The organism is Nonomuraea muscovyensis, from assembly GCF_014207745.1.
GTDB classification, from domain to species: Bacteria; Actinomycetota; Actinomycetes; order Streptosporangiales; family Streptosporangiaceae; genus Nonomuraea; species Nonomuraea muscovyensis.
The window spans coordinates 2,868,776-2,888,936 of the sequence record NZ_JACHJB010000001.1; the positions used below are offsets into that span (position 1 = coordinate 2,868,776).

General features: G+C 72.3%; 21 protein-coding genes. 8 read left to right on the top strand and 13 right to left on the bottom strand.

What is annotated here, in order from left to right; all coding sequences use genetic code 11:
- Positions 1-159: 159 nt before the first annotated feature.
- Both FHU36_RS13595 and FHU36_RS13600 read left to right on the top strand, forming a co-directional pair.
- Positions 160-1,224 (top strand): HesA/MoeB/ThiF family protein, encoded by a 1,065-nt coding sequence (locus FHU36_RS13595; RefSeq protein WP_185084064.1) that lies wholly within the window; start codon positions 160-162, stop codon positions 1,222-1,224.
- Positions 1,225-1,234: 10 nt separating this feature from the next.
- A complete protein-coding gene (locus tag FHU36_RS13600; protein WP_312891566.1) occupies positions 1,235-2,416 on the top strand; it encodes a hypothetical protein in 1,182 nt (393 codons plus the stop codon).
- Positions 2,417-3,136: 720 nt separating this feature from the next.
- Here the strand turns inward: FHU36_RS13600 and FHU36_RS13605 are convergent.
- A complete protein-coding gene (locus tag FHU36_RS13605) occupies positions 3,137-3,442 on the bottom strand; it encodes an alpha-amylase inhibitor (RefSeq protein ID WP_185084065.1) in 306 nt (101 codons plus the stop codon).
- A gap of 159 nt (positions 3,443-3,601) precedes the next feature.
- Positions 3,602-4,909: a retropepsin-like aspartic protease gene (locus FHU36_RS13610; RefSeq protein WP_185084066.1), complete on the bottom strand. Its 1,308-nt coding sequence runs from the start codon at positions 4,907-4,909 to the stop codon at positions 3,602-3,604.
- On the opposite strand from FHU36_RS13610, the gene FHU36_RS13615 reads away from it, so the two are divergent.
- From FHU36_RS13615 to FHU36_RS13625, 3 genes are all read left to right on the top strand, one after another.
- Complete coding sequence (locus tag FHU36_RS13615; protein WP_185084067.1) at positions 4,886-5,299, top strand: hypothetical protein; 414 nt, start codon at positions 4,886-4,888, stop codon at positions 5,297-5,299. The two genes, FHU36_RS13610 and FHU36_RS13615, sit on opposite strands and share 24 nt — an antisense overlap.
- Before the next feature lie 2 nt (positions 5,300-5,301).
- Complete coding sequence (locus tag FHU36_RS13620; protein ID WP_221495871.1) at positions 5,302-6,198, top strand: M23 family metallopeptidase; 897 nt, start codon at positions 5,302-5,304, stop codon at positions 6,196-6,198.
- A 163-nt stretch (positions 6,199-6,361) separates the two neighbouring features.
- Positions 6,362-7,810, top strand: a complete 1,449-nt coding sequence (locus FHU36_RS13625) for a hypothetical protein (RefSeq protein WP_185084068.1) — start codon at positions 6,362-6,364, stop codon at positions 7,808-7,810.
- A gap of 30 nt (positions 7,811-7,840) precedes the next feature.
- Here the strand turns inward: FHU36_RS13625 and FHU36_RS13630 are convergent, their stop codons facing one another.
- The gene (locus FHU36_RS13630) at positions 7,841-8,380 is read right to left on the bottom strand and encodes a DinB family protein (protein ID WP_185084069.1); all 540 of its coding nucleotides are present in this window, start codon (positions 8,378-8,380) and stop codon (positions 7,841-7,843) included.
- A 96-nt stretch (positions 8,381-8,476) separates the two neighbouring features.
- On the opposite strand from FHU36_RS13630, the gene FHU36_RS13635 reads away from it, so the two are divergent.
- Positions 8,477-9,136: an HNH endonuclease family protein gene (locus FHU36_RS13635; protein ID WP_185084070.1), complete on the top strand. Its 660-nt coding sequence runs from the start codon at positions 8,477-8,479 to the stop codon at positions 9,134-9,136.
- Positions 9,052-9,681, top strand: a complete 630-nt coding sequence (locus tag FHU36_RS13640) for a hypothetical protein (RefSeq protein WP_185084071.1) — start codon at positions 9,052-9,054, stop codon at positions 9,679-9,681. The genes FHU36_RS13635 and FHU36_RS13640 overlap by 85 nt, the downstream gene beginning before the upstream one ends.
- Before the next feature lie 6 nt (positions 9,682-9,687).
- Here the strand turns inward: FHU36_RS13640 and FHU36_RS13645 are convergent, their stop codons facing one another.
- From FHU36_RS13645 to FHU36_RS13675, 7 genes are read right to left on the bottom strand one after another with little or no spacing between them, the layout of a single operon-like run.
- The gene (locus tag FHU36_RS13645) at positions 9,688-10,710 is read right to left on the bottom strand and encodes a S66 family peptidase (protein ID WP_185084072.1); all 1,023 of its coding nucleotides are present in this window, start codon (positions 10,708-10,710) and stop codon (positions 9,688-9,690) included.
- Positions 10,711-10,720: 10 nt separating this feature from the next.
- A complete protein-coding gene (locus tag FHU36_RS13650; protein ID WP_185084073.1) occupies positions 10,721-11,281 on the bottom strand; it encodes a GNAT family N-acetyltransferase in 561 nt (186 codons plus the stop codon).
- Positions 11,278-12,750, bottom strand: coding sequence for an ABC transporter ATP-binding protein (locus FHU36_RS13655; RefSeq protein WP_185084074.1), 1,473 nt, complete (start codon positions 12,748-12,750; stop codon positions 11,278-11,280). Before FHU36_RS13655 ends, FHU36_RS13650 begins: the two co-directional genes overlap by 4 nt.
- A complete protein-coding gene (locus FHU36_RS13660) occupies positions 12,747-13,535 on the bottom strand; it encodes an ABC transporter permease (protein WP_185084075.1) in 789 nt (262 codons plus the stop codon). Before FHU36_RS13660 ends, FHU36_RS13655 begins: the two co-directional genes overlap by 4 nt.
- Positions 13,532-14,467 carry an ABC transporter permease gene (locus tag FHU36_RS13665; RefSeq protein ID WP_185084076.1) on the bottom strand — a complete coding sequence of 312 codons (936 nt, stop codon included), beginning with the start codon at positions 14,465-14,467 and terminating at the stop codon, positions 13,532-13,534. Before FHU36_RS13665 ends, FHU36_RS13660 begins: the two co-directional genes overlap by 4 nt.
- A complete protein-coding gene (locus FHU36_RS13670) occupies positions 14,464-15,987 on the bottom strand; it encodes an ABC transporter substrate-binding protein (protein ID WP_185084077.1) in 1,524 nt (507 codons plus the stop codon). The genes FHU36_RS13665 and FHU36_RS13670 overlap by 4 nt, the downstream gene beginning before the upstream one ends.
- The gene (locus FHU36_RS13675; RefSeq protein ID WP_221495872.1) at positions 15,984-17,141 is read right to left on the bottom strand and encodes an MFS transporter; all 1,158 of its coding nucleotides are present in this window, start codon (positions 17,139-17,141) and stop codon (positions 15,984-15,986) included. The genes FHU36_RS13670 and FHU36_RS13675 overlap by 4 nt, the downstream gene beginning before the upstream one ends.
- 117 nt (positions 17,142-17,258) lie before the next feature.
- Between FHU36_RS13675 and FHU36_RS13680 the strand changes: the two genes are divergently transcribed.
- A complete protein-coding gene (locus FHU36_RS13680; RefSeq protein WP_185084078.1) occupies positions 17,259-18,110 on the top strand; it encodes a DUF72 domain-containing protein in 852 nt (283 codons plus the stop codon).
- An 18-nt stretch (positions 18,111-18,128) separates the two neighbouring features.
- On the opposite strand, the gene FHU36_RS13685 is transcribed toward FHU36_RS13680, so the two are convergent.
- From FHU36_RS13685 to FHU36_RS13695, 3 genes are all read right to left on the bottom strand, one after another.
- Positions 18,129-18,593: a GNAT family N-acetyltransferase gene (locus FHU36_RS13685; protein ID WP_246502035.1), complete on the bottom strand. Its 465-nt coding sequence runs from the start codon at positions 18,591-18,593 to the stop codon at positions 18,129-18,131.
- Between the two features lie 74 nt (positions 18,594-18,667).
- Entirely contained in the window at positions 18,668-19,642 is a 975-nt protein-coding gene (locus FHU36_RS13690; RefSeq protein ID WP_312891567.1) for a hypothetical protein, read from the bottom strand.
- Between the two features lie 35 nt (positions 19,643-19,677).
- The gene (locus FHU36_RS13695) at positions 19,678-20,145 is read right to left on the bottom strand and encodes a hypothetical protein (RefSeq protein WP_185084079.1); all 468 of its coding nucleotides are present in this window, start codon (positions 20,143-20,145) and stop codon (positions 19,678-19,680) included.
- Positions 20,146-20,161: the final 16 nt, after the last annotated feature.

The following is a 20,161-nucleotide window of genomic DNA, read 5'->3' on the forward strand; positions in this document are numbered from 1 at the left end:
GCCGCATCGTTGATCGCGCAGTCCACGAAAGGAGAGGTGCCATGAAGATCGAGATCCGCAAGGTCGAGGCGATCAAGGCCACGGCCAACGGCCCCCACTAGACATGCGTGTCGGAGGCGGGGGCGGGTGTCCGTCCCCGCCTCCAGGTGAGGAGATGCGATGCGGGTTGTGCTGAAGGAATGCCTGTGGGAGTCGATGGGCGACGAGCTGCTCGTCCTCTTCGACCCGCGCGAGGCGATCACTCTGGGGGATCCGGACGGCCAGGTGGCCGCCCTCTTCGCGGAGCTGCGCCGTGAGCCGCGCACCCCCGCGGAGCTGGCCCGCTCGCTCGGGGTGTCCGAGGCGGACATCGCCGGCGCGCTGGACGTGCTGGACTCGCTGAGCCTGCTGGAGTACGAGGAGCACCGCTGGCTGGGCGACCCCGAACTGGACCGGCGCCACTTCTCCAATCTCGCCTTCTTCGGCACCTTCTCCGGCCTCGATCGGCCGCGGGCCGAGTACGTGCGCCGGTTGCGCGCGGCCCACGTGCTGGTGCTCGGGGTGGGCGGTGGCGGCTCGTCGCTCGTGCAGTCGCTGGCGGGACTCGGCGTCGGCAGGCTGACGCTGGTCGACCGCGACGACGTCGAACCACGCAACTTCGCCAGGCAGTTCCTCTACCGGCACGCCGACATCGGCCGGTCCAAGGTGGACCGGGCGGCCGAGTGGGTGCGCGAGTACGACCCGTCCATCGAGGTCCGCGCCGTCGACCGCTGGATCACCGGTCCCGACGATCTCAAGGACCTCCTCGACGGGGTCGATCTCATAGCGGGCGGGCTGGACGGTGACCCCGAGGCGCACCTGTGGGTCAACGAGGCGGCCGTCCGCGCGGGCGTGCCGATCGTGGTGGGCGGCATGACGCGCTCCCAGGTGATGTACTACTCCGTCGATCCGGGCAAGAGCGCCTGCGTGCGGTGCGACTGGGAGAACCGCGCCGGCCTCGAGGACGCGTCCGCCGAGGGTTTCTTCGAGCGCAACAGGGCGGCCATCACGGTCACGAACACGCTGATCGGCCCGCTGGCCATGCAGATCGGCTCGCTCGTGGCGTACGAGGCGCTGCGCTACCTCACGGGCTTCGAGCCGCCGGTCGCGGCCGGCTGCTTCGTCAAACTCGACCTGCGCGCCGGCCTGCAGCCGGAGCGCCAGCCCTTCGCCACCACGCCCGACTGCCCCGTGTGCGGATCGTGACGGGCGGATCGTGACGGTACGGCTGCGCCCCCTGAGCCTGGTGGACGAGGGCGACGAGGTGCTCCTCGGCGACCCGGCGACGGGCACGTTCATCGCCATCCCACCGGTCGGCGGCGTGGTGATCGCCGCTCTGCGGGACGGCGCCGACATGGCGGAGACGGCCAGGAGGGCCGAGGAGTACGCCGGAGAGCCCGTCGACGTGCCCGCGTTCGTGGAGGCGCTGCGTGAGCTGGGATTCGTCGACGACGGAGAACGCGCTCCCGTGCCGACCGCACCGGTCCAGGGCAGGCGCTGGCTGTTCGGCGTCCGGCGGGAATGGGCCGCACCGCTGTTCGGCCGGGCCGCCTGGACCGTGTACGGGCTCGCCGCCGCCTTCGACCTGGGTGTGCTGATCCTCGTCCCCGGGTTGCGGCCCGACCCGGGGCGCGATGTCTTCTTCGCCGACGTGGGGCTCAGCGCCGTCCTGCTCTACCCGATGTTCCTCGCCGTGGCGGCGCTGCACGAATGCTGGCACTGGCTGGCGGCTCGCGCGCTCGGGATCCCGGCCCGGTTCGGCGTGGACCGGCGGATGGTGTTCGTGGTCTTCGAGACCGATCTGTCGCAGTTGTGGTCCGTACCCAGACGCCGGCGGTACGGCCCGCTCCTGGCCGGGCTCGCGCTCGACTCGCTGCTGCTGGGGATCACCTTCGCGCTGCGGCTGACGACGGATGTGCCCGTCCTGGCGGCGCTGACGTACGTGCTGGTCTTCCAGATCGCCTGGCAGTGCATGATCTTCCTGCGGACCGATCTCTACGGGGTGCTGATCACCTGGCTGGGCTGCAAGGATCTGTGGCGCGTGCAGTCGCTGCTCCGCAGGCGGGCCTTCGGGCGGTTCGGCGCCGCCGTCGGCAGGTTCGGCACCGGCTTGCGAGAACTCAGCGCCGCGGAGGCGGCCGAGCTGGCCGCCGCCGACCCGCGTGACCTGCGGGCGGGGCGCTGGTTCCGCTGGCTCTGGCTGGCCGGGGTGCTCGTGGTCGCGACCTGGATCGGCCTCTTCACTCTGCCGGTGCTCGCAGGGCTCTGGCAATGGGCCGCCGCGGGGCTGGCCGCCGGACCGGGCTCGTGGCGATTCTGGTACGCGCTCGGCTGCCTCGCGATCGTGCTGGCACCATGGGCGACCGCGGCCTGGCTGGCCGTACGGGAGCGTCGATGAGGTGAAAGCCGTTCTCGGACAACCGTGACGCTCACGCTGTCGGTGCAGCGGTTTGACGGACCATTGTGAATCGCCCGGTGGCGACGTGGCCATTGTCCGTCCCTTTGATCTGTGACTTCTACGGCCGCGTGGAAAGTCGGTCGTCGGTACGCCTCGCACAGGGACCTCTTACATCGAGGTTCAGCCGCCTCACGGATTAGGCCCGGACGCGCCGTTCTATGACGATGGACGCCCCGTGTTCCGCGAACACGTGCCGGCGCGCCTCGGTAATGGCAGGCGGCTCTCCGATCAGTAGACGGAGGTGATCGAAGACGAAATCCGGACGTCTATCGACGAGTGCTTCTCGCCGGGTGAGGCGGTGTCGTCCCCGCATGTTCGTCGGCGCAGTTCCGGTGCTCCCGGCGAGCTTCTTCCTCTTTCTCGTCTCGGGTCTACCCGAGTTTTCGTCGTACGTACACTGCTCATTGCTCACGGCCCGCCCATTGCACGCCTTCCTCAAAGTCGCCGTGCCTGCTCGCCTCCTGTTCCGTGACGCCTGGGTCGCTGGGTGGGACGGTGGCGGACTCGCCGTATTCGCTGGTCAGGGGCCGAACCGACAACGCCGATGGGAAGGGGAGACAAAAAGCCCAAGGGCGAGATGCCTGGGGGCTCTTTCAGACCATGGCTACAGCGGTCGCGCGGTAAGCCGCAGCGTCACATCGTCACCTTGGCGTCGCGACTTCAGCAGATTTCGGTTCTCTGATAGACAGCGGGAGGGGTGGACTCGTACCTCCTCGTCTGGCCCTCCGAAAGCAGCTTGCAGGTGCTGTCGGGCCCGTACTTCCACACCGCCTTGACCTTGTACCCCCAGGCGCAGTTGTTCTTTACCTTGACCCAGGGGTTTCCCGTTATCGTCCTGCCCCCGTCCACCTTCGTGAAGCAGCTCACAGTCTGTGCGGTCTGCGCATTTGCGCTGCCTGCTCCAGAAACCAGCAGGAGTGCGGCACCCGAGGCCACGGCCCACGCCTTGAAGCCTGCTTTCTTCATACTGAAGCTCCCCGATTTGTAGATCGTTTGCGTTCCGGACAAGGGTACGGGAAGGCACGGTAAACCGCTACGGAGATCACCTAAAACGCCATGTGACGCGCCACTCCGTTAAGCCCGCAGGTCAGGCCTGTATTTGACGGCCACGAATGCGCGGGTCGCTCACCCGCGCGTGATGGACAGGTGCATGTCGGTGTAGTCGAAGGTGATGGCGTACGGCTTGAAGAACTCGTGGGTGAAGTTGGCGATCAGGTCGAAGCCGAACGGGACGGACTGGCCCGGGCCCGGGAATCCGGGGAAGACCTTCTCGACCGCGTGGCCGCGGATGTCGCGCCTGACCGCTCTGCCGAGGCTGATCCGCTCGGCCGTGATCGGATAGAGCTTGTTGCCGGCATGTTCGATCGGGTGGTCGTAGTCCACCGTCATGCCCACCCGTTCGGCGATCTCCACCGTCGTGTCGAGGCCCTTGCCGATGCCGCCGGTGTCGACGGTGACCATCCGTGGCCCGTAGTCGCCGAGGCTGCCCAGCGTGCAGGGGTAGTGGTCGCCGGCCAGCCACAGCGGCAGCCGGCCGGCGGCGTGCGTCCGGGGCGCGGCCTTGGTCTTGCGCCGCAGTGTCAGGGCCCGGCCGGCGTAGTTCATGGTGGTCAGGAAGTGGTAGAAGATCGTCGTGCCGAAGGCGCCCGCCGCCGGTGTCCCGTCGGGGAGGGGCGGCCGCTTCGCGTCGCTCCATTGCACGGGAATGTTGCGGATCTCGATGTTCCCGATCTTGAACGAGTTCAGGACGCCCAGCCATATGGTGATCGGCTGGTTGTTGGCGACGCCTCCGGACATGCTGGTCACCGCGCGCAGCCCCGCCTTCTCGGCGGCCTCCTTCGACAGGTCGAGCGTCGCGTAGGTGTCGAGCCAGAACTTCTCGGGTTCGCCGCCGTTCAGGACGGCCTCCACGGCGGGTACGGGATCCAGGGTGACGAAGGGAACGTGTGTGCTCTGCGGCCCGTGGATCTGCCACGGCGTTCCGCTGATGTGGGAGTAGAGCTCGGCGAGGGTCTTGTCGCGGGGCCGTTCGGTGCTCTTCAGCAGCGGGACGGCACGGGCGAACTGGTCTTGCCGGACGTAGGACTCGGCCAGCCGCTGCGTCGAGGCGGCGTCGCCGGGTCGCAGGGCGAGCGCCTTGGACAGGCGCTTCTCCGTGTCGGCGAAGCGGTTGGACAGCAGGGCGATGTAGCCGGCCTGGGCCCAGGCGTGCGCGTCACGCGGGTCCCTGCGGAGGAGACGGCGGTAGCCGCGTTCGGCCGCGGCGAACCTGCCCTGCTTGAACAACTGGTCGGGGTCGTCGTCCGCGGCGGTGGAGGCCGCGCTGGGGGAGGACTCCAGCAGGGGAAGGATCGCGCTCGCGGCCACGGTCAGGCCCGTCCGCCGCAGGAACGCGCGCCGGTCGGGGGCATGGAGATCGTCTTGAGCGGTCATGCCGGGGCTCCTCACGTCGTGCTCGCGATGTCGCGCCGCCGCGGTGATCACGGCAGACGTGAGGGCAGCCAACACGAGGGCGTGTTTCTCCGGCGTTTACCCGCTCCCGCGGGCTTCGGCCCCGGCCGCGACGGGGTGGTGGGCGAGCCGGAAAATTTCACGCCATCAGGGATTGATGAAGAGAACTTTCGGAGATATGTTCACGATCAATCCGCCCTCCCCCTGGGCGGTGAGATGTCGAAACGCTTCCTGGCGGCACTCTCCCCTCCCTCCTCTCCGCCGAGTTCGATCACCATGCCGTCGACGTTCGCCGTCGCCACGGGCTCCTCGACATCGAAGGAACTGGGCACCCAGCCGTATCCCTCATACACCCCCCGTTCAAAGAGGTGAGCATGCCCACAACCAGCAGGCCGGTCCGGCCGATGAGCCTCAGATCCGCGACTCTCGCCCTGGTGGTCGCCCTCGCGGCGGCGCTGCTTCCCCAGGCGGCCTCGGCGCAGGACGTCGGCGTCCTGGCCGCCCACAAGAGCCCGTTCAACTGCGGGAAGACCTTCAACGCCAACAACTGGTACCCCGGCCACAGCCCCTCGGGTTCCATCGACTGGCAGGACTACGGCGGCGACGACATCAACGGTGAGACCGTGCGCGCCACCGCTTCGGGCACCGCGTACTTCTACGACCGGGGAAGCACGAGCTACGGCAAGTGGGTGGAGATCCGTCACGGTGACGGCACCACGACCCGCTATGCCCACCTCGCGACGATGGTGAGGTCGGCCGGCGGCTCGATGAGCGTCAGCCAGGGCACCGCGATCGGCACCGTCGGCTCGACGGGCGGCTCCACCGCTCCGCACCTGCACTACGAGCAGCGGACCTCCGGCGGTGCGGTGGACACCAGCCCCACCGTGGACGGCGTGACCGTGTCCCTGGGCCAGAAGAAGGCCATCACCAGCACCAACGCGTGCGGCGGCAACCCCTACACCCCTGAGGAGGTCTGTGGCAGCGGCTACGGGGTCATCGACTCGGCCGGCCTCACCGGCGGCCGCACGTACCTGCTCTACAACTCGGGTAACGGCAACAACTGCGTCGTGACGCTGAAGACGACGAACCTCGGCTCGCCGTCGGCGGTGTCGGCCTTCCTGGAGCCGCAGGGGCAGAGCAGGACGACCGACTCGGGCAGCTACGCCTACTACGCGGGGCCCGTCCAGCGCTCCGCGGCCGGACAGTGCGTCAAGTGGGGCGGCTCGGTCGGCAGCAGCTCGTACACCAGCCCCTTCGAACACTGCGGCTGACGTGATGGTCGGTCGTTGAGGGAGCGTGTCCCTCCAACGACGTCCGTCTCGGCCGCACACGGTGTCAAAGGCCACTTTCCGGCATGGGAGGTGGCCTTTGACGTCACAAGGTGACATCCCCGTTCTCGCGGGCACATCGTCCGGCGCTGCGTACCATCTGTCCATGTCCGACACGATCTTCGCCGTGGGTGAGGCGACGCTGCTCGTCATGTTCCTGGGCGTTCCAGCGGCATTCGTGTGCGGCTCGGTACTGCTCGCGGCCTGTTCGGGCCCACCCGGCCGGAGTACGCGCGGGTATCGGCACCACCTGGTGCGGGGAGCGGTTCCGGCGGCGATCGGCGGTGTCGCGTTGGCGTTCGGCGCGTGGTCCACTCACGAAGACGCCTCCTACGACGGCTTCGGCTTCTTCGCGATCACCCTGGCGGCTCTACTGGGTGGGCACCTGGTTCTCCTCGGTCTGGGCCCGCTGACCTCCTGGATACTGGAGGTTCTCGGGCGGCGGACCGGGCGGCTGCCGCTGCCGATGCGCCTGGCGGTGCGCGACCTGGCCGACGATCGTGCCCGGACCGCTCCCGCGCTGGCCACGACGACGAACGCGACGGCACTCGCGATCGCGGTCATGATCTGCGCAGTCGCCCTGACCGCGCAGCACAGGGCGGAGTACCACCCTCGGGCCCGGTCCGGCGCCCTTGTGGTGAACACCTTCACGGCGGAGGACGCGGCGGCCGTGTGGGCGGCAGTCCGGCGTGGGCTATCGGGAGCGCCGGTCGCCCAGAGCTTCCGGCAGCGCGAATACGGAATCTTCCGTCCGGACGTCGAGAACGTGGACCTGCCGGATCTGGAGCAGGTCCATCCGGCTGAGATCATCGGTGACCGGGCACTGCTCCGCTACCTCACGGGCGACCCGTCGACCCCCTACGACGAGGGCACGGCCGTGGTGGTCACGTCCGACCACGTGGCCGTCGACAAGGTGACGATCGAGTACGACCTCTCCGAGCACGGCGGGCCGTCGGCGACCAAGACCATCCCGGCGATCGCCGCCGCACCCGCCGCTCCGCACACGCAGGGCATCTTCCTCCCCGCGAAGGTCGTCCGCGATCTGGGCTACCACCTGGAGCCCGAGGAGCTGATCATCGACCCTTCCCTTCACCGGACCTCGGAGAGCGAGCGGGAGCGGCTCGAGGACGATCTGGACGACGTCGCGGACGTCTACCTGGAGCAGGGGTTCCAGCCTCCGACCGGCTGGCGGGTGTTCGTCGGGGCGGCCCTGGCCGTTGCCCTCGCCGGCGCGGTGGCCGCCACCGGCGGGACGGCCGCCGGCGGCCGGGCGGGACGGGTGCTGCTCCGGGTCCGCGGCGGCTCGACCGCGAGCCTGCGGTGGTTCGCCGCGAGCCGTGCCGGACTCGGCGCCGCCTGCGGAACGGTGCTGGGCGCGGTGGCCGGGTGCGCCGTCGGCCTGTCGCTGGCGTGGCCGCTGACGGCCGCCACCGGTGACTGGGAGGTGGTGCCGAGGGCGGGCTTCGACACCCCGTGGACGACGATCGCCGCCCTGGCTTGCGGACTGCCGGTGCTCGTCGCGATCTTCGCCGGCCTCTCCGTACGCCGCCGGTAGGCGCAGGCGAGCCCGGTGCGGCCCCGGCGCCTACTCCCCGGTGAGACCGTCCACCGACTCCCTGATGAGGTCGGCGTGGCCGTTGTGCCGGGCGTACTCCTCGATCATGTGCACCAGGATCCAGCGCAGGCTGGGCGCCTGGCCGTCGGGCCAGCCGCGCCGGGCCGGCCGGTCCAGGCCGCCTTCGGCCAGCGCCTCCACGACCAGGGAGCGCGAGCGGGCCACGGCGTCCTGCCAGAGCGTGCGCAGTCGCTCGGGGGAGTCGTCGGCTGCCGAGTGCCAGTCCCAGTCGGGGTCGGCCTTCCAGTCCACCGTGTCCCACGGGGGCTGCCGGTCGCGCCCGTGCAGCCACTCGGAGAACCAGGACTCCTCGACGAAGGCCAGGTGCTTGAGCATCCCGCCCAGGGTCATCGACGAGGCGCCGACGGTCGCGCGCAGGCCCGCCGTGTCCAGTCCGGCGCACTTCCACTCGAGGGTCGCGCGCTGGTACTCCAGGAAGCCCAGGAGGGTCGCGGTCTCGTCGGCGGCGAACGGGGGTTCGGGGCGGCCTTGTTCGTCCAGGTGTGTCATGGGCGGGGAGTCTAGGTCCGGGAAGCGGGCGCCGTGCGGGTTTCGTGGCATCCGCGAGCCTGACGCCGCCGGCGGATTGCTGGTATGGGTGGAAGCATGATCTTCTTGAGGCGGACGGTCCACGTCGCCGTGCTCACGCTCTCGGTCCTCCCGATCACCGCAGTCACCACCGCCTCGCCGGTGGCGGCGGCGGCCGAGCCGCGCAAGCGATCGCAGGCCGAGGCCGGGGCGCGGGCCCGGCACCTGCTGGCCCAGCTGAAGGTCGCCAGGGCCCTGTCGATCCGCGGCTACAGCCGCAAGCGGTTCCAGCCCCGGTGGGCGCACCACAGGGGCAGGTGCGACGCGCGCGAGGTGGTCCTGGCTCGCGACGGGCGGCGCGTGCGCAGGAACGCGGCCTGCCATCCGGTGAAGGGCCTCTGGTACAGCCCCTACGACGGCAGGTGGCTGAAGAGCGAGAAGCAGGTGGACGTCGACCATCTCGTGCCGCTGGCGTACGCCTGGCGGTCGGGCGCCGGCAGGTGGAGCGCGGCGCGACGGCGCGCCTTCGCCAACGACCTGACCCGCCCCGAGCTGATAACGGTCAGCCACTCCGCGAACATCGCCAAGGGCGGCCAGGGCCCGCAGAGCTGGCGTCCGCCGCGGCGGGCCTACTGGTGCCGCTACGCGACCTCATGGATCACCGTGAAGCACCACTACCGGCTCTTCGTCACCCGAAAGGAGCGGGTGGCCCTGCTCAACATGCTCCGCACCTGCTGAGCGGGGATCGCAGCGACTCCGGGCGCTCGGAACGGTGCCGGCCGGGTGACGAGGCTAGGCTCCGAGATGTCGGGACGCAGCCACGAAGGGATCCGATCATCAGCAGCGACTCTTTCTCTCCCTGGGAGGACCGGGCACGGCCGGCGCGCCGCCGCGTCACCGAGGCGGCGCTGCTCGGCGCCCGCGACCAGAGCCTGGCCGACATCGCCCAGTGGACCTGCCCGCACGGGCAGCACGCCGGGCACGGCTGCGTCACCTGCTACCACGCCTCGGCCGAGGTCGATCCGGCGCTGCCGCTGTGGGAGGTCGCGGCGTGGTTCACCACCGAGCGGCCGATCCCCATCAGGGCGTTGCAGGACGTGCACCGCCACGACCGCGACCTGGCGCTCACCCAGCCCTCGACCCCGCTCGTCTACCTGCTGAGCGCGCAGGTGAGAGCCGCCCTGGGCGCGGAGGCGGTGGCGGGCGTGGTGGGCTTCCTGGTGCAGAACCGGCACATCGTCGACGAGTTCACCGTGACGGAGATCCGCGCCACCCACTCCTGAACGTCCCTAGACCAGGGTCTGGGTGAGCTCGGCGCGCTGCCCGGTGAGCACCACGCGGCCGAGGGCGCCGTTCACCAGGGGCAGGTACGGCGGCACGTGGCCGCACTCGACGTCGGCGATGATGGGCACCCCGAGGCCGCCGAGGGCGTCGAGGACCGCCTCGTGCTGGGTGAGCGTGGCGAGGCCCGGTGCCCGGGTGCGGCCGACGAGGACGGCGTTCGCGCCGGTGAAGAACCCGGCCAGGCGCATCCCGTGCAGGTGCCGGCAGATGGTCGCCGCGTCGGCCGCGTCGGCCTCCACGTAGACGATCAACCCTTCGGGCGCCGCTGCGCGGGCGAAGGAGGCGATGTCGCCGTACGGGGTGCCGGTGAGGTTGCACAGGGTCTCGACGCAGCCGCCGATCAGCCGGCCTTCGACCGCCACGTCACCGTCACCGTCCAGCCGTGTCCAGCGGCCCGGCGTGTCGAGCGTGAACTCGGTCACCTTCGGGGTGGTCTGGTAGTCGTCCCTGCCCTGTGCCCGGTAGCGGTTCGGCGGGGTCTGGCGGAACTCCGTTCCCGGCTCCATCGTGACGATGTCGAGCCAGGTGAGCAGCCCTTCGGGCGCGCGGTAGGGGGTGTCCATCAGGTTGTTGCCGTGGACGGTGGCGACGCCGGTGAGCACGGTCAGCGGTGTGATGATCGTGGACAGGTCGGAGTAGCCCACCACCCAGGTCGGGTCGGCCCGGCGCAGGGCCTCCCAGTCGAGCAGGGGCAGCAGGTCGATCGCGGTCTCGCCGCCCCACGGCGGCACGACGGCCCTGATGCGCGGGTCGGTGAGCAGGTCCGTCAGCTCGCGGGCCCGGTCGGGCGCGGGGGCGCTGACGTGGCCGGCGTCGTCCATGCAGGCGCCGACGACCACCTCGTAGCCGCGCTCCTCCACCGTGCGGATCGCGGCCAGGAGACGATCGCGCAGGTGCTCGGGCACGCCGCTGGACGGGGCGGTGACGCCGACCCGGTCACCGGGCCGGAGCGGGTCGGGGTATCTCATGATCCCGACCCTACGCGGCGGCGCCGCGCCGGAGCGGAATCTCGAAGTGGACCGTCTGGAAGGTGGCCGGGTTCGCGTCGCGGTCGTCGTGCACGAGGGTGGCCAGGGAGCGCCAGAACTCCTCCGCCCCTGGCACCCGGGTGTCGGTGTGCAGGTAGAGGCGTTCGTAGCCGGGTGTGGCGGCGACGAAGTCGCGGGCCAGGCCGACCAGCCGCCTGGCCAGCCCGCGGCGGCGGTGGCCGGGGCGGACGTAGACGCGGTAGAGCTGGGCGGTGCCGGGCTCGGGGTAACGTTCGGCGAGCCAGGCCGGGTGCGGCGGGCTCTTGGGCGCTACGGCGCGGACCCCGGTGGTGGCCACGACCTGCCCGTCGTGGGCGGCCACGAACAGTGCGTGCCGGGGTTGGCGCAGGTAGGCGCCCTCCAGGTCGATGACGTCGGCGTGCCACTCGGGCCGGTAGCCGTAGCCGAGGTCGTGGTAGAAGGCGTCGAGCATGACGCTGCGGGCGCCGTCGAGGTCGGCGGCCTCGGCCGGGCGCAGCGCGTAACGGTCGGTCGAGGTGGTGGCGGTCATGGCTGGGGTTCCTCTTCTCGAGCGGTGAGTACGGTACGGCGCAGCACCTGCGCGGCCGGGCCGTGGTCGGCCAGCCGGCCGTCGGCCACGACGGCGACGTGGTCGGCGAGCCTGGCCACCACGCCCAGGTCGTGGCTGATCACGACGAGGGTGAGGCCGCGGCGCCGGGCGAGGCGCCGGAGGTGGTCGAGGACGGTGGCCTGGGTGAGGGTGTCGAGCCCGGAGGTGATCTCGTCGCAGATCAGCACGTCGGGCTCGGCGAGCAGGGCGCGGGCGAGGGCGGCGCGCTGCAGTTCGCCGCCGGACAGCTCGCCGGGCCGCCGCCGTGCGGTGCCGGGCGGCAGGTCCACCTCGGCGAGCGTCTCCAGGGCGGCGGCCGTCGCCTGGCCGGGGCTCATGCCGCGCAGCCGTACGGCGGTGCGGGAGACCTGGTCGAGGACGGTGCCGTGCGGGTCGAACGAGGCGCGGGCGTCCTGGAAGACGTACTGCACCGCGGCCAGGTCGGCCCTGGAGCGGCGGCGCAGCGACGGGGCCAGCGCGCGGCCGTCGAGCCGGACGGAGCCGGAGTCGGGGGTGTGCAGCCCGGCGAGGCAACGGGCGAGGGTGGTCTTGCCGCTGCCGGAACGGCCGACGACGGCCAGGCACTCGCCGGCGGCGGCGCGCAGCGACACCCCGTGCAGGGCGACGCGGCCGCCGTGCCGGGCGACCAGGTCGGTGACCTCCAGCCGGGCGGCCGGGGCGAGGTCCCGTTCGGTGGCCTCGTCCAGGCGCGGCCGGGCGGCGACGAGGGACCGCGTGTAGTCGTCGCGGGGCTCGTCCAGCACGGACGCGGCCGGTCCGGCCTCGACGACGCGGCCCTCGCGCAGGACGACGACGTGGTCGGCCAGCGCGCGGACGACGTCGAGGTCGTGGCTGAGCAGGACGATCGAGATGCCCTGCCGGACGAGTTTCGCCAGCTCGCCGACCACCTCGTCGCGGGTGAGGGGGTCCTGGCCGGTGGTGGGCTCGTCGGCGACGATGACCGACGGCTCGCCGAGCAGGGCCTGGGCCACCACGAGCCGTTGCTGCTGGCCGCCGGAGAGCTGGTGCGGGTAGCGCCGCAGGAAGGCCCGGTCGGCGGGCAGGCTGGCGCGGCGCAGCGCCGGCTCCACGGACGTGCCGTGCCGGGCGGCGATCTCCCGCAGCACTGCACCGATCCGCCGCACGGGATTGAGCACGGCGGACGGATGCTGCGGGACGAACCCCACGGTCCCGGGCGCGGGCGGGCGGCCGGGACCGACGGGATGCCCGGCGACGCGGACCGTGCCGGTCACCTCGACGCCCGGCGGGTGCTCGCCGAGGAGCGCGAGCCCGGTGGTGGTCTTGCCGCTGCCGGACCCGCCGACCAGGGCGAGGACCTGCCCGGCGGGCAGGTGGAAGCTCACGCCGTGCAGGATCGGCCCGGCGCGCAGGTCGATGACGTCGATCATGTACGGCCTCCCCGGCGCAGCGCACGGTCGAAGGTGAGGTTGAGCCCGACCGACAGCGCCACGATCAGCAGCGCGGGCACGACCACGGCCCACGGCTGCAGGAACAGCCCGGCCCGGTTGCGGTCCACCATGACGGCCCAGTCGGCGGCGTCGGGCGGGACGCCGATGCCGAGGAAGCTGGCCGCCGCCACCAGGTAGAGCGCCCCGGTCAGGCGGGTGCCGAGGTCGGCGGCGAGCGTCCGGAGCATCGAGCGGCCCACGTACCGGACCGCGATGCGCCGGCGGCTCTCGCCCTGCAGGCGCATCGCCTCCAGCGCGGGGCGGGCGGCGATCTCCAGGGCGGCCGCCCTGGAGACCCGGGCCACGTCGGGCAGGTTGATCAGCATGACGATCGGCGCCAGGCTCCACGCGCCCCGGGGCGCGACGGTGGCCAGCAGGATGAGCAGGAGCAGCGACGGCACCGCGAGCAGCAGGTCGAGCGGGCGCATGAGCAGCTCGTCGAGCACGCGCCGGCGGGTCATCGCGGCGGCGACGCCCCAGGGGACGCCGACCAGGTAGGCGCCCGCGGTGGCCAGCAGCGCGACGAGCACGAGGCTCCGGCCGCCCAGCAGGACCTGGTGCCAGGTGTCGCGGCCGACGAAGTCGGTGCCGAGCGGGCCGGCGCCGGAGAACGCCACCCCACGGGTGAGCTCGTCCGGCACGAAGAACGGGCCGGCCAGCGCGACGAGCAGCGGGACCGCCAGGAGCAGCCGGTGCGCCGGGATCACCGGCGGCAGCCGCCTCATGCGCGCGGCGCCAGCCGGAAGGCCGCCAGGTCGGCGACGAGGTTCACCAGCACGGTCGTGGTCGCGAACACCAGCGCCAGCCCCTGCACGACCGGCAGGTCACGGCCGTCGACGGCCCCGGTCAGCGTCGTGCCGAGGCCGGGGATGACGAAGACCGCCTCCACCACGATCACCCCGCCGAGCAGCCAGTCGGTGGTCCGGGCGACCTGCTGGACGGCCGGGGCCAGCGCGTTGGGCAGCGCGTGCGCCAGCCGTACGCGGGGGACCGGGAGGCCGAGCCGGAGCGCGTGCCGCACGTAGTCGGAGCGCAGCGCGTCGATCATCCCGGCGCGGACCAGCCGGCTGATCGAGCAGATCGGCCGGGCCAGCAGCACGACCAGGGGGAGCACCAGCACCGCGGGCTCGGCGAGCAGGCCCGGCACGCCGACGGCGGTGGGCGGCAGCCAGCCCAGGCCCACCCCGAACACCGCGATCAGCACGATGGCCAGGGCGAACTCCGGGATCGCGTACAGCGCGACGCTCACCGAGGTGAGCGCCCGGTCCAGCGCGCGGCCCTCGCGGACGGCCGCGGCCACACCCGCCAGCACCGCGAGCGGCAGCAGGACCAGCAGCGTGAGACCGGCCAGGACCAGGGTGGGTTCCAGCCCGTCGAGCAGGATGCCCGCCACCGGCCGGCCGGAGACGATGGAGACGCCCAGGTCCAGGCGTGCCAGCCCGGCGAGCCAGTCGAGCAGGCGCTCCAGCGGCGGCCGGTCCAGCCCCAGCGTGGCACGGATCTGCGCGATGCGCGCCGGGTCGGGGTTGTCGCCGGCCAGCGAGACGGCGGCGTCGCCCGGCAGCGCCTCGACCAGCAGGAACACCGCGGCGGCGACGGCCACCACCTGGCCGAGGCCGAGCAGCAGCCGCCGCGCGGCGTAGCGGGGCAGGCTCACCCGAGGCGGACCTTGTCGAAGCGGGCCCAGTCGAGGGTGTTGGCGGGCGCGCTCGACACGCCGGTGACGTTCGCGGCCGTGCCGACGATCCAGTCGGCGAACCCCCACACCAGCAGCCCGCCCTCGGCGTGCAGCATCTCCTGCATGCGGTGGTACGTCTGCCGGCGGGCGGCCTCGTCGGCGGTGGAGACCGCCTTGTCGTAGAGCGCGTCGAACTCCGGCCTGGCCCATCGGGTGGCGTTCGTCGTGGAGGTGGACAGCAGCCGCTGCGCGATGTGCGTCTCGATCGGCATCGAGCCGGATCGGAAGCTGACCAGCGAGCCCCGGGTGAGGATGTCGGCCCAGTAGGTGTCCTTGTTGCCGGTCACGACCTCGGCCTTCAGCCCGGCCCGCCGGATCTGGTCGGCGAGGACGCTGGCGGACTCGACGAAGCCGGCAGCCGCGTTCGAGGTGGTGATCTGCACGGTGAGCCCCTCGGCCCCGGCCTTCCTGATCAGCGCCCGGGCCTTGTCCAGGTCGGGCACCCGCTGCGGGATGTCGTCGGCGTAGTACTGGTAGCCCTTGCCGAACAGGTCGTTGCCGACCTGGCCGGCGCCCGGCATGACCGTGTCGACGAGCTGCCGCCGGTCGGCCAGCAGGAACATCGCCTCGCGCAGGGCGGGATCGTCGAACGGCGGGCGGTCCACCTTCATGGCGAACGCCTGGGTGCCGCTGTTGGGCGAGCGGACCATGGTGACGCGAGAGCCGTGCTGCCTGGCGGTGGTGGGCGTGAGGTCGTGGGCGTACTCCACCTGGCCGCCGAGCAGCGCGTTGACCCGGGCGGACTCCTCGTTCGCGATGACGAACTCCAGCTCGTCCAGGTACGGCGGGCCGTCCCAGTAGCCGGGGTTGCGCTTGAGCAGCACCGAGCGGCCCGGCTGGAACGACACGAAGGAGAAGGGGCCGGAGCCGACGGGCTTGGTGAAGTCCTCGGCCCCCTCCGGGACGATGTAGGCGCCGAACGCGGCCAGGACGTTCGGGAACTCCACGAACGGCCGCTTCAGCGCGAACTCCACGGTGCGCTCGTCCACCGCGCGGCTGTTCGCCAGGTCGATCACCGCGAGGCTGGACTTCGCGCGGAAGGTCCGCTTGGGGTCGAGGATGCGGGCGTAACTGGCCAGCACGTCGCGGGCGCGGACGGGACGCCCGTCGTGGAAGGAGGCCTGCCGCAGGGTGACGCGCCAGCGCCGCAGGTCGGCGGAGGGCTCCCACCGCTCCGCGAGCCTGGGCCGGGGCGACACGTCGGCGCCCAGGTCGGCGAGCTTGTCGAACATGGCCTTGGACCTGGCGGCCTCGACGAACAGGTTCGCCAGGTGCGGGTCGAGGACCTCCGTCGCGCCGCCTCCCGCGAAGGCGGCGCGCAGCCTGCCCCCCGTCGAGGTGGAGCCGGTGGTCGGCCGGGCGGCGCAGCCGGTGAGCGCGGCGGCCGTCAGCCCGGCGGTGAGACCGAGGAATCCCCGGCGGCTGGGGTGGTCGATCATCGGGTGGTGCCTTTCCATCGAGTGGACAACCGGGTGGACAACAGCGCGCAGAGGAGTCCGACGGCCACGCACACCAACGGGCCGGCGGCGCCGGACCAGCCGATGAGCGCGTTGCCCGCGGCCGCGGCGACGCCGGAGACGAGCGAGAACAGGCCGAAGTACGTGCCGGCCAGGCCGTCCGGGGCGAAGGCCGGGATGAGCGCCAGCACGAACGGCTGGGCGATCGCCACACCGGCGGCCAGGGCGAGCGTGGCCACCAGGACGGCCACCGGCCCGGCCGGTCCGGGCTCCGCCGGGCGGGTCACGACGAGCGGGGCGAAGCCGAGGCCCATCACGGCCAGCCCGATCGGGACCGCCGCGCCGCGCCCCTCGAAGAGCCGGGTGAGCGGCACCTGCAGCAGCAGCGTCGCCACGGTGGAGACCAGGAAGATCGCCGCCACGGCCGCCGGGTGCCCGCTCTGCCGGTCGGCCTCCATCGGCAGGACCAGGTAGAGCTGGCTCTGCAGCACGTACATGCCGCTCGCGGCGCCGGCGAAGGCGAGGAAGGAGCGGTCGCGCAGGCCCGCGCGCAGGCGGTCCGCGATCGGGCCGCCGCCCGCGGTCACGGCCCGCGCGGGCAGCGCCAGCGCCTGCGCGGCGGTGAGCGCCGCGAACACGAGCGCGGCCACGACGGCGACGACGCGGAAGTCCAGGAGGAGCAGCACGCTGCCGAGCACCGGCCCGGCCAGGGCGCCGGCCTGGGCGAAGACGGTGAACAGCGCGAACGCCCGGACCCGGTCGGCGGCCTCGGCGGCGACGTACGCGCGCACCGCCGGCGTGAACAGCGCCCCGGCCAGCCCGCTCAGCACGGCCGCCGCCAGCAGCGGCGGAGCCGACTCCGCGACGGCGAACAGCCCGAACCCGGCCGAGCGCAGCCCGCACCCCGCGATGATCAGCCCGCGGGCGCCGAACCGGTCGGCCGCGGCCCCGCCGACGATCGCCAGGCCCTGCTGGCTGAGGTTGCGGACCCCCAGCACCACCCCCACCACCGCGGCCGACAGGCCGAGCCCGCCGCTCAGATGGGTGGCCAGGTAGGGCACCAGCATGAAGAAGCCGAGGTTGACGCCCAACTGGTTGACCAGCAGCAGGCGCAGCGGCCAGGACAGATCCCGCACGCGCACACTCCCGCCCCGAGGCCGACTCTCCTATTGCAATGGAAATCATTATCATTCCTCTATGGGAGTGTAAAGCCGGGCATGTCGGTCCGGCGCCTCTTGGGTAGCGTCGGGGGCATGCGGCTTCATGTGGGATGCGCGATGTGGACGCACACGCCGTGGCAGGGGCGGTTCCTGCCGCATCCGCTGCCTCCCGGCGAGCGCCTGGCGGCCTACGCGACCTGGTGCAACGCCGTGGAGGGCAACACGACGTTCTACGCCACCCCGGCCAGGGCCTCGGTCGAGTCGTGGGCGCGGCAGACGCCGCCCGGCTTCCGGTTCGTGGTCAAACTGCCCAAGCCGATCACGCACGAACGCCGCCTCACCGGCGCCGACGAGGAACTGCGCACGTTCCTGGAGACGATGGAGCCGCTCGGGCCGCGCATCCACGCCCTGTGGGTGCAGCTACCGGGCTCCTTCGGGCCGGACGGCCTCGGCACGCTCGCCGCCTTCCTCCGCCGGCTGCCCGGCTCGTACCGGTGTGCCGTCGAGGTCCGCCACCCGGCGTTCTTCGCCGACGAGCGGGCCGCGCGGCTGCTGGAGAGGGTGCTGGCGGGCGTCGGCGCCGAGTGGGTGCCGTTCGACACCGTCACGTTGTTCCGGAGCCCGCCGACCACGGACGCCGAACGGGACGCCTGGACGAAGAAGCCGCGAGTGCCGCGCCGGTCGGCCGCCCTCACCGACCGGCCGATCGTGCGCTACCTCGGCCGCGACGACGTGGACCGGACGGTCGAGGGCTGGCAGCACTGGGTCGGCACGGTCGCCGGCTGGCTGCGCGAGGGCCGCTCGCCCACCGTCTTCGTGCACACGCCGGACAACGCCGAGGCGCTGCCGCTGGCCCGCCGCTTCCACGACGCGGTGCGAGCCCTGCTGCCGCAGCTCGAACCCCTGCCCGAACCCCTGCCGGCCGAGCCGCTGACCCTCTTCTGACTCTGCCGAGCGGCCCGGTCAGCCGAGGGTGAGCAGGACGTGCTCGTCGTCACCGTGGGTGAGCATGCCGGCCCGCTGGAAGCCGCACCGCTCCAACAGCCGCACGGAGGCCGTGTTGCCGATGAACGGGTCGGCGTGGAGGGGCCGGATCCGTTCCTGCCGCAGGAACAGCGTGAGAGCCCGGGTGCCGATGCCGCGCCCCCAGTAGGCGCGGCCGAACCAGTAGCCGAGGAAGCGCCGGTCGTGCTCCCACCAGCTCACGATGTTGCCGGCCGGAGCCTGCGCGACGAGGACCGTCTGGACGAGGACCGTCGGGTCGCCGAGGACCTTCGTCGTCCAGTGCTTCATGAACCGCTCCCGCTCGCGGGGCGCGAACCGCGACCGCCGGGTCGCCTCGGGATCCTGCTCCTGCTCGAAGAAGATCTCCAGATCGGCCTCGGTGACATCCCTCAGTCGCACGTCAAGGCGCATGTCAGCGTTCATGGGGCTGCAGTCTGGCAGCCGGGACCGACAGTCCGGCGCGTGCTCGCCGACCGGCTCGGTGAGCGGCCGCCGGACTAGCCGGCCGGCGCCCAGATCGACGCGGGCGTGACGTAGGGCCGCAGCAGCGCGGTGAGCTCCGGATCGCCCCGGCCGTGCAACTCGTCCTCGGCGATCTTGCGGGCGGCTCCGGCCAGCAGGTCGGCGACCTGGACCCGCGGGTCCGTACGGGAGTCGACGAGCCGCAGGCCGGCCAGCGACGCGCCCAGCAGCTCCTTGAGCCCCGCGATGCGCTCGTCGGTCAGCAGGGTCTGCCGGTCGTGCACGATCGTCACCGGCCCGCCGCCCGCGCCCCAGTGGGCGACGGCCCCGGCGATGGCCGGGATGAGCGGGTCGAGCGAGGGCAGCGCCGGCGGCCGGTCACCGGCGAGCTGCCGCTCGCGCAGCGCCTCCACCTCCGCCCTCGCCCGCTGGAGGCCGCCCAGGGCGTCGTGCAGCCGGCCGGGCGGGGCGGCCAGGAGCAGCGCGTCGAGCAGGTGGAAGGCGGGGCCGGGGTCGGTGGCCGGGGCCCGGCCGTTGCGTCCGCGCAGGAGATCGGTGAAGGCGGCCAGGAACGCCTCCCATCGCTGCGGCCCGAACGCGCGCGGCCCCTCGCGGTGCAGGAAGCCGGCCAGGTCGGGGCCCGCCGCGAGCAGGCCGGCGAGCCTGCCGGTCGCGAACAGCGCCTTGTCGATCAGCAGCACGTGGGCGTTGCCCAGGAGCGGCCCGGCCGGCCCGAGCATCCACTTCAGCGCCTCGCGGTGCTTGCTGCGGCGGATGATGCCCGACTTGTACTCGGTGGTCGGAGACGGCGCGCGGGCGCGGACGCGCTCGATGCCGTTCGCCGCCGCCGCGTGGCTCAGGTGGACGCCCGCGTGTGCGAACACGGCCGTGTTGCCGCCGATGAGCTTCTCGCCCTCGGAGCCGGACTCGTCGCACGCGATCTCGATCAGGGTCCCCCTGAGGTGGGCGCGGTTTCCGCCGTACAGTCTGGCAAGGCGGTGTCCGGGCACTCAAGGAGATTTCCGCCCAGGCGGGCCAGGCGGGCTCAGAAGAACTGCCCGATGCGGAACCTGCGCACCTGGAGCGGGAGCGCGTACCGGCTGATCACCTTGCGGTGGCTGACGCGGGTCCGCTTGTCGATCGTGACCTTCACGCACGTCATGTGGACCACGTGGTGGCCGAGCGGGGCGTAGTAGGAGATGGCGACGCTCCGGCGGCCGAGGCCCCGGTCGGACAGCCCCAGCCCCACCTCCCGGTACAGCCGCGCCGAGCCCTTCAGCCGGAACGCGGTCGAGCCGATGAGCGCGTGGTTCGCCGCCGTGGGACAGTGCGCGAGGATCCGCACGACGTTGTTCTGGCGCGGGCGCTGCGGCATGACCAGCAGGGACGTGCGCCGCTTCCACGAGTCGGACGGCGGGTCACCGGCCTCGCCCGGGGCCGGCGCCGCCTGCGCGGGGGCGGCCGGTCCCAGCAGCAGGGCGGTGATCGCCGCCATCGCCGGGACCGAACGCATGTGCTCCTCCTGTCGG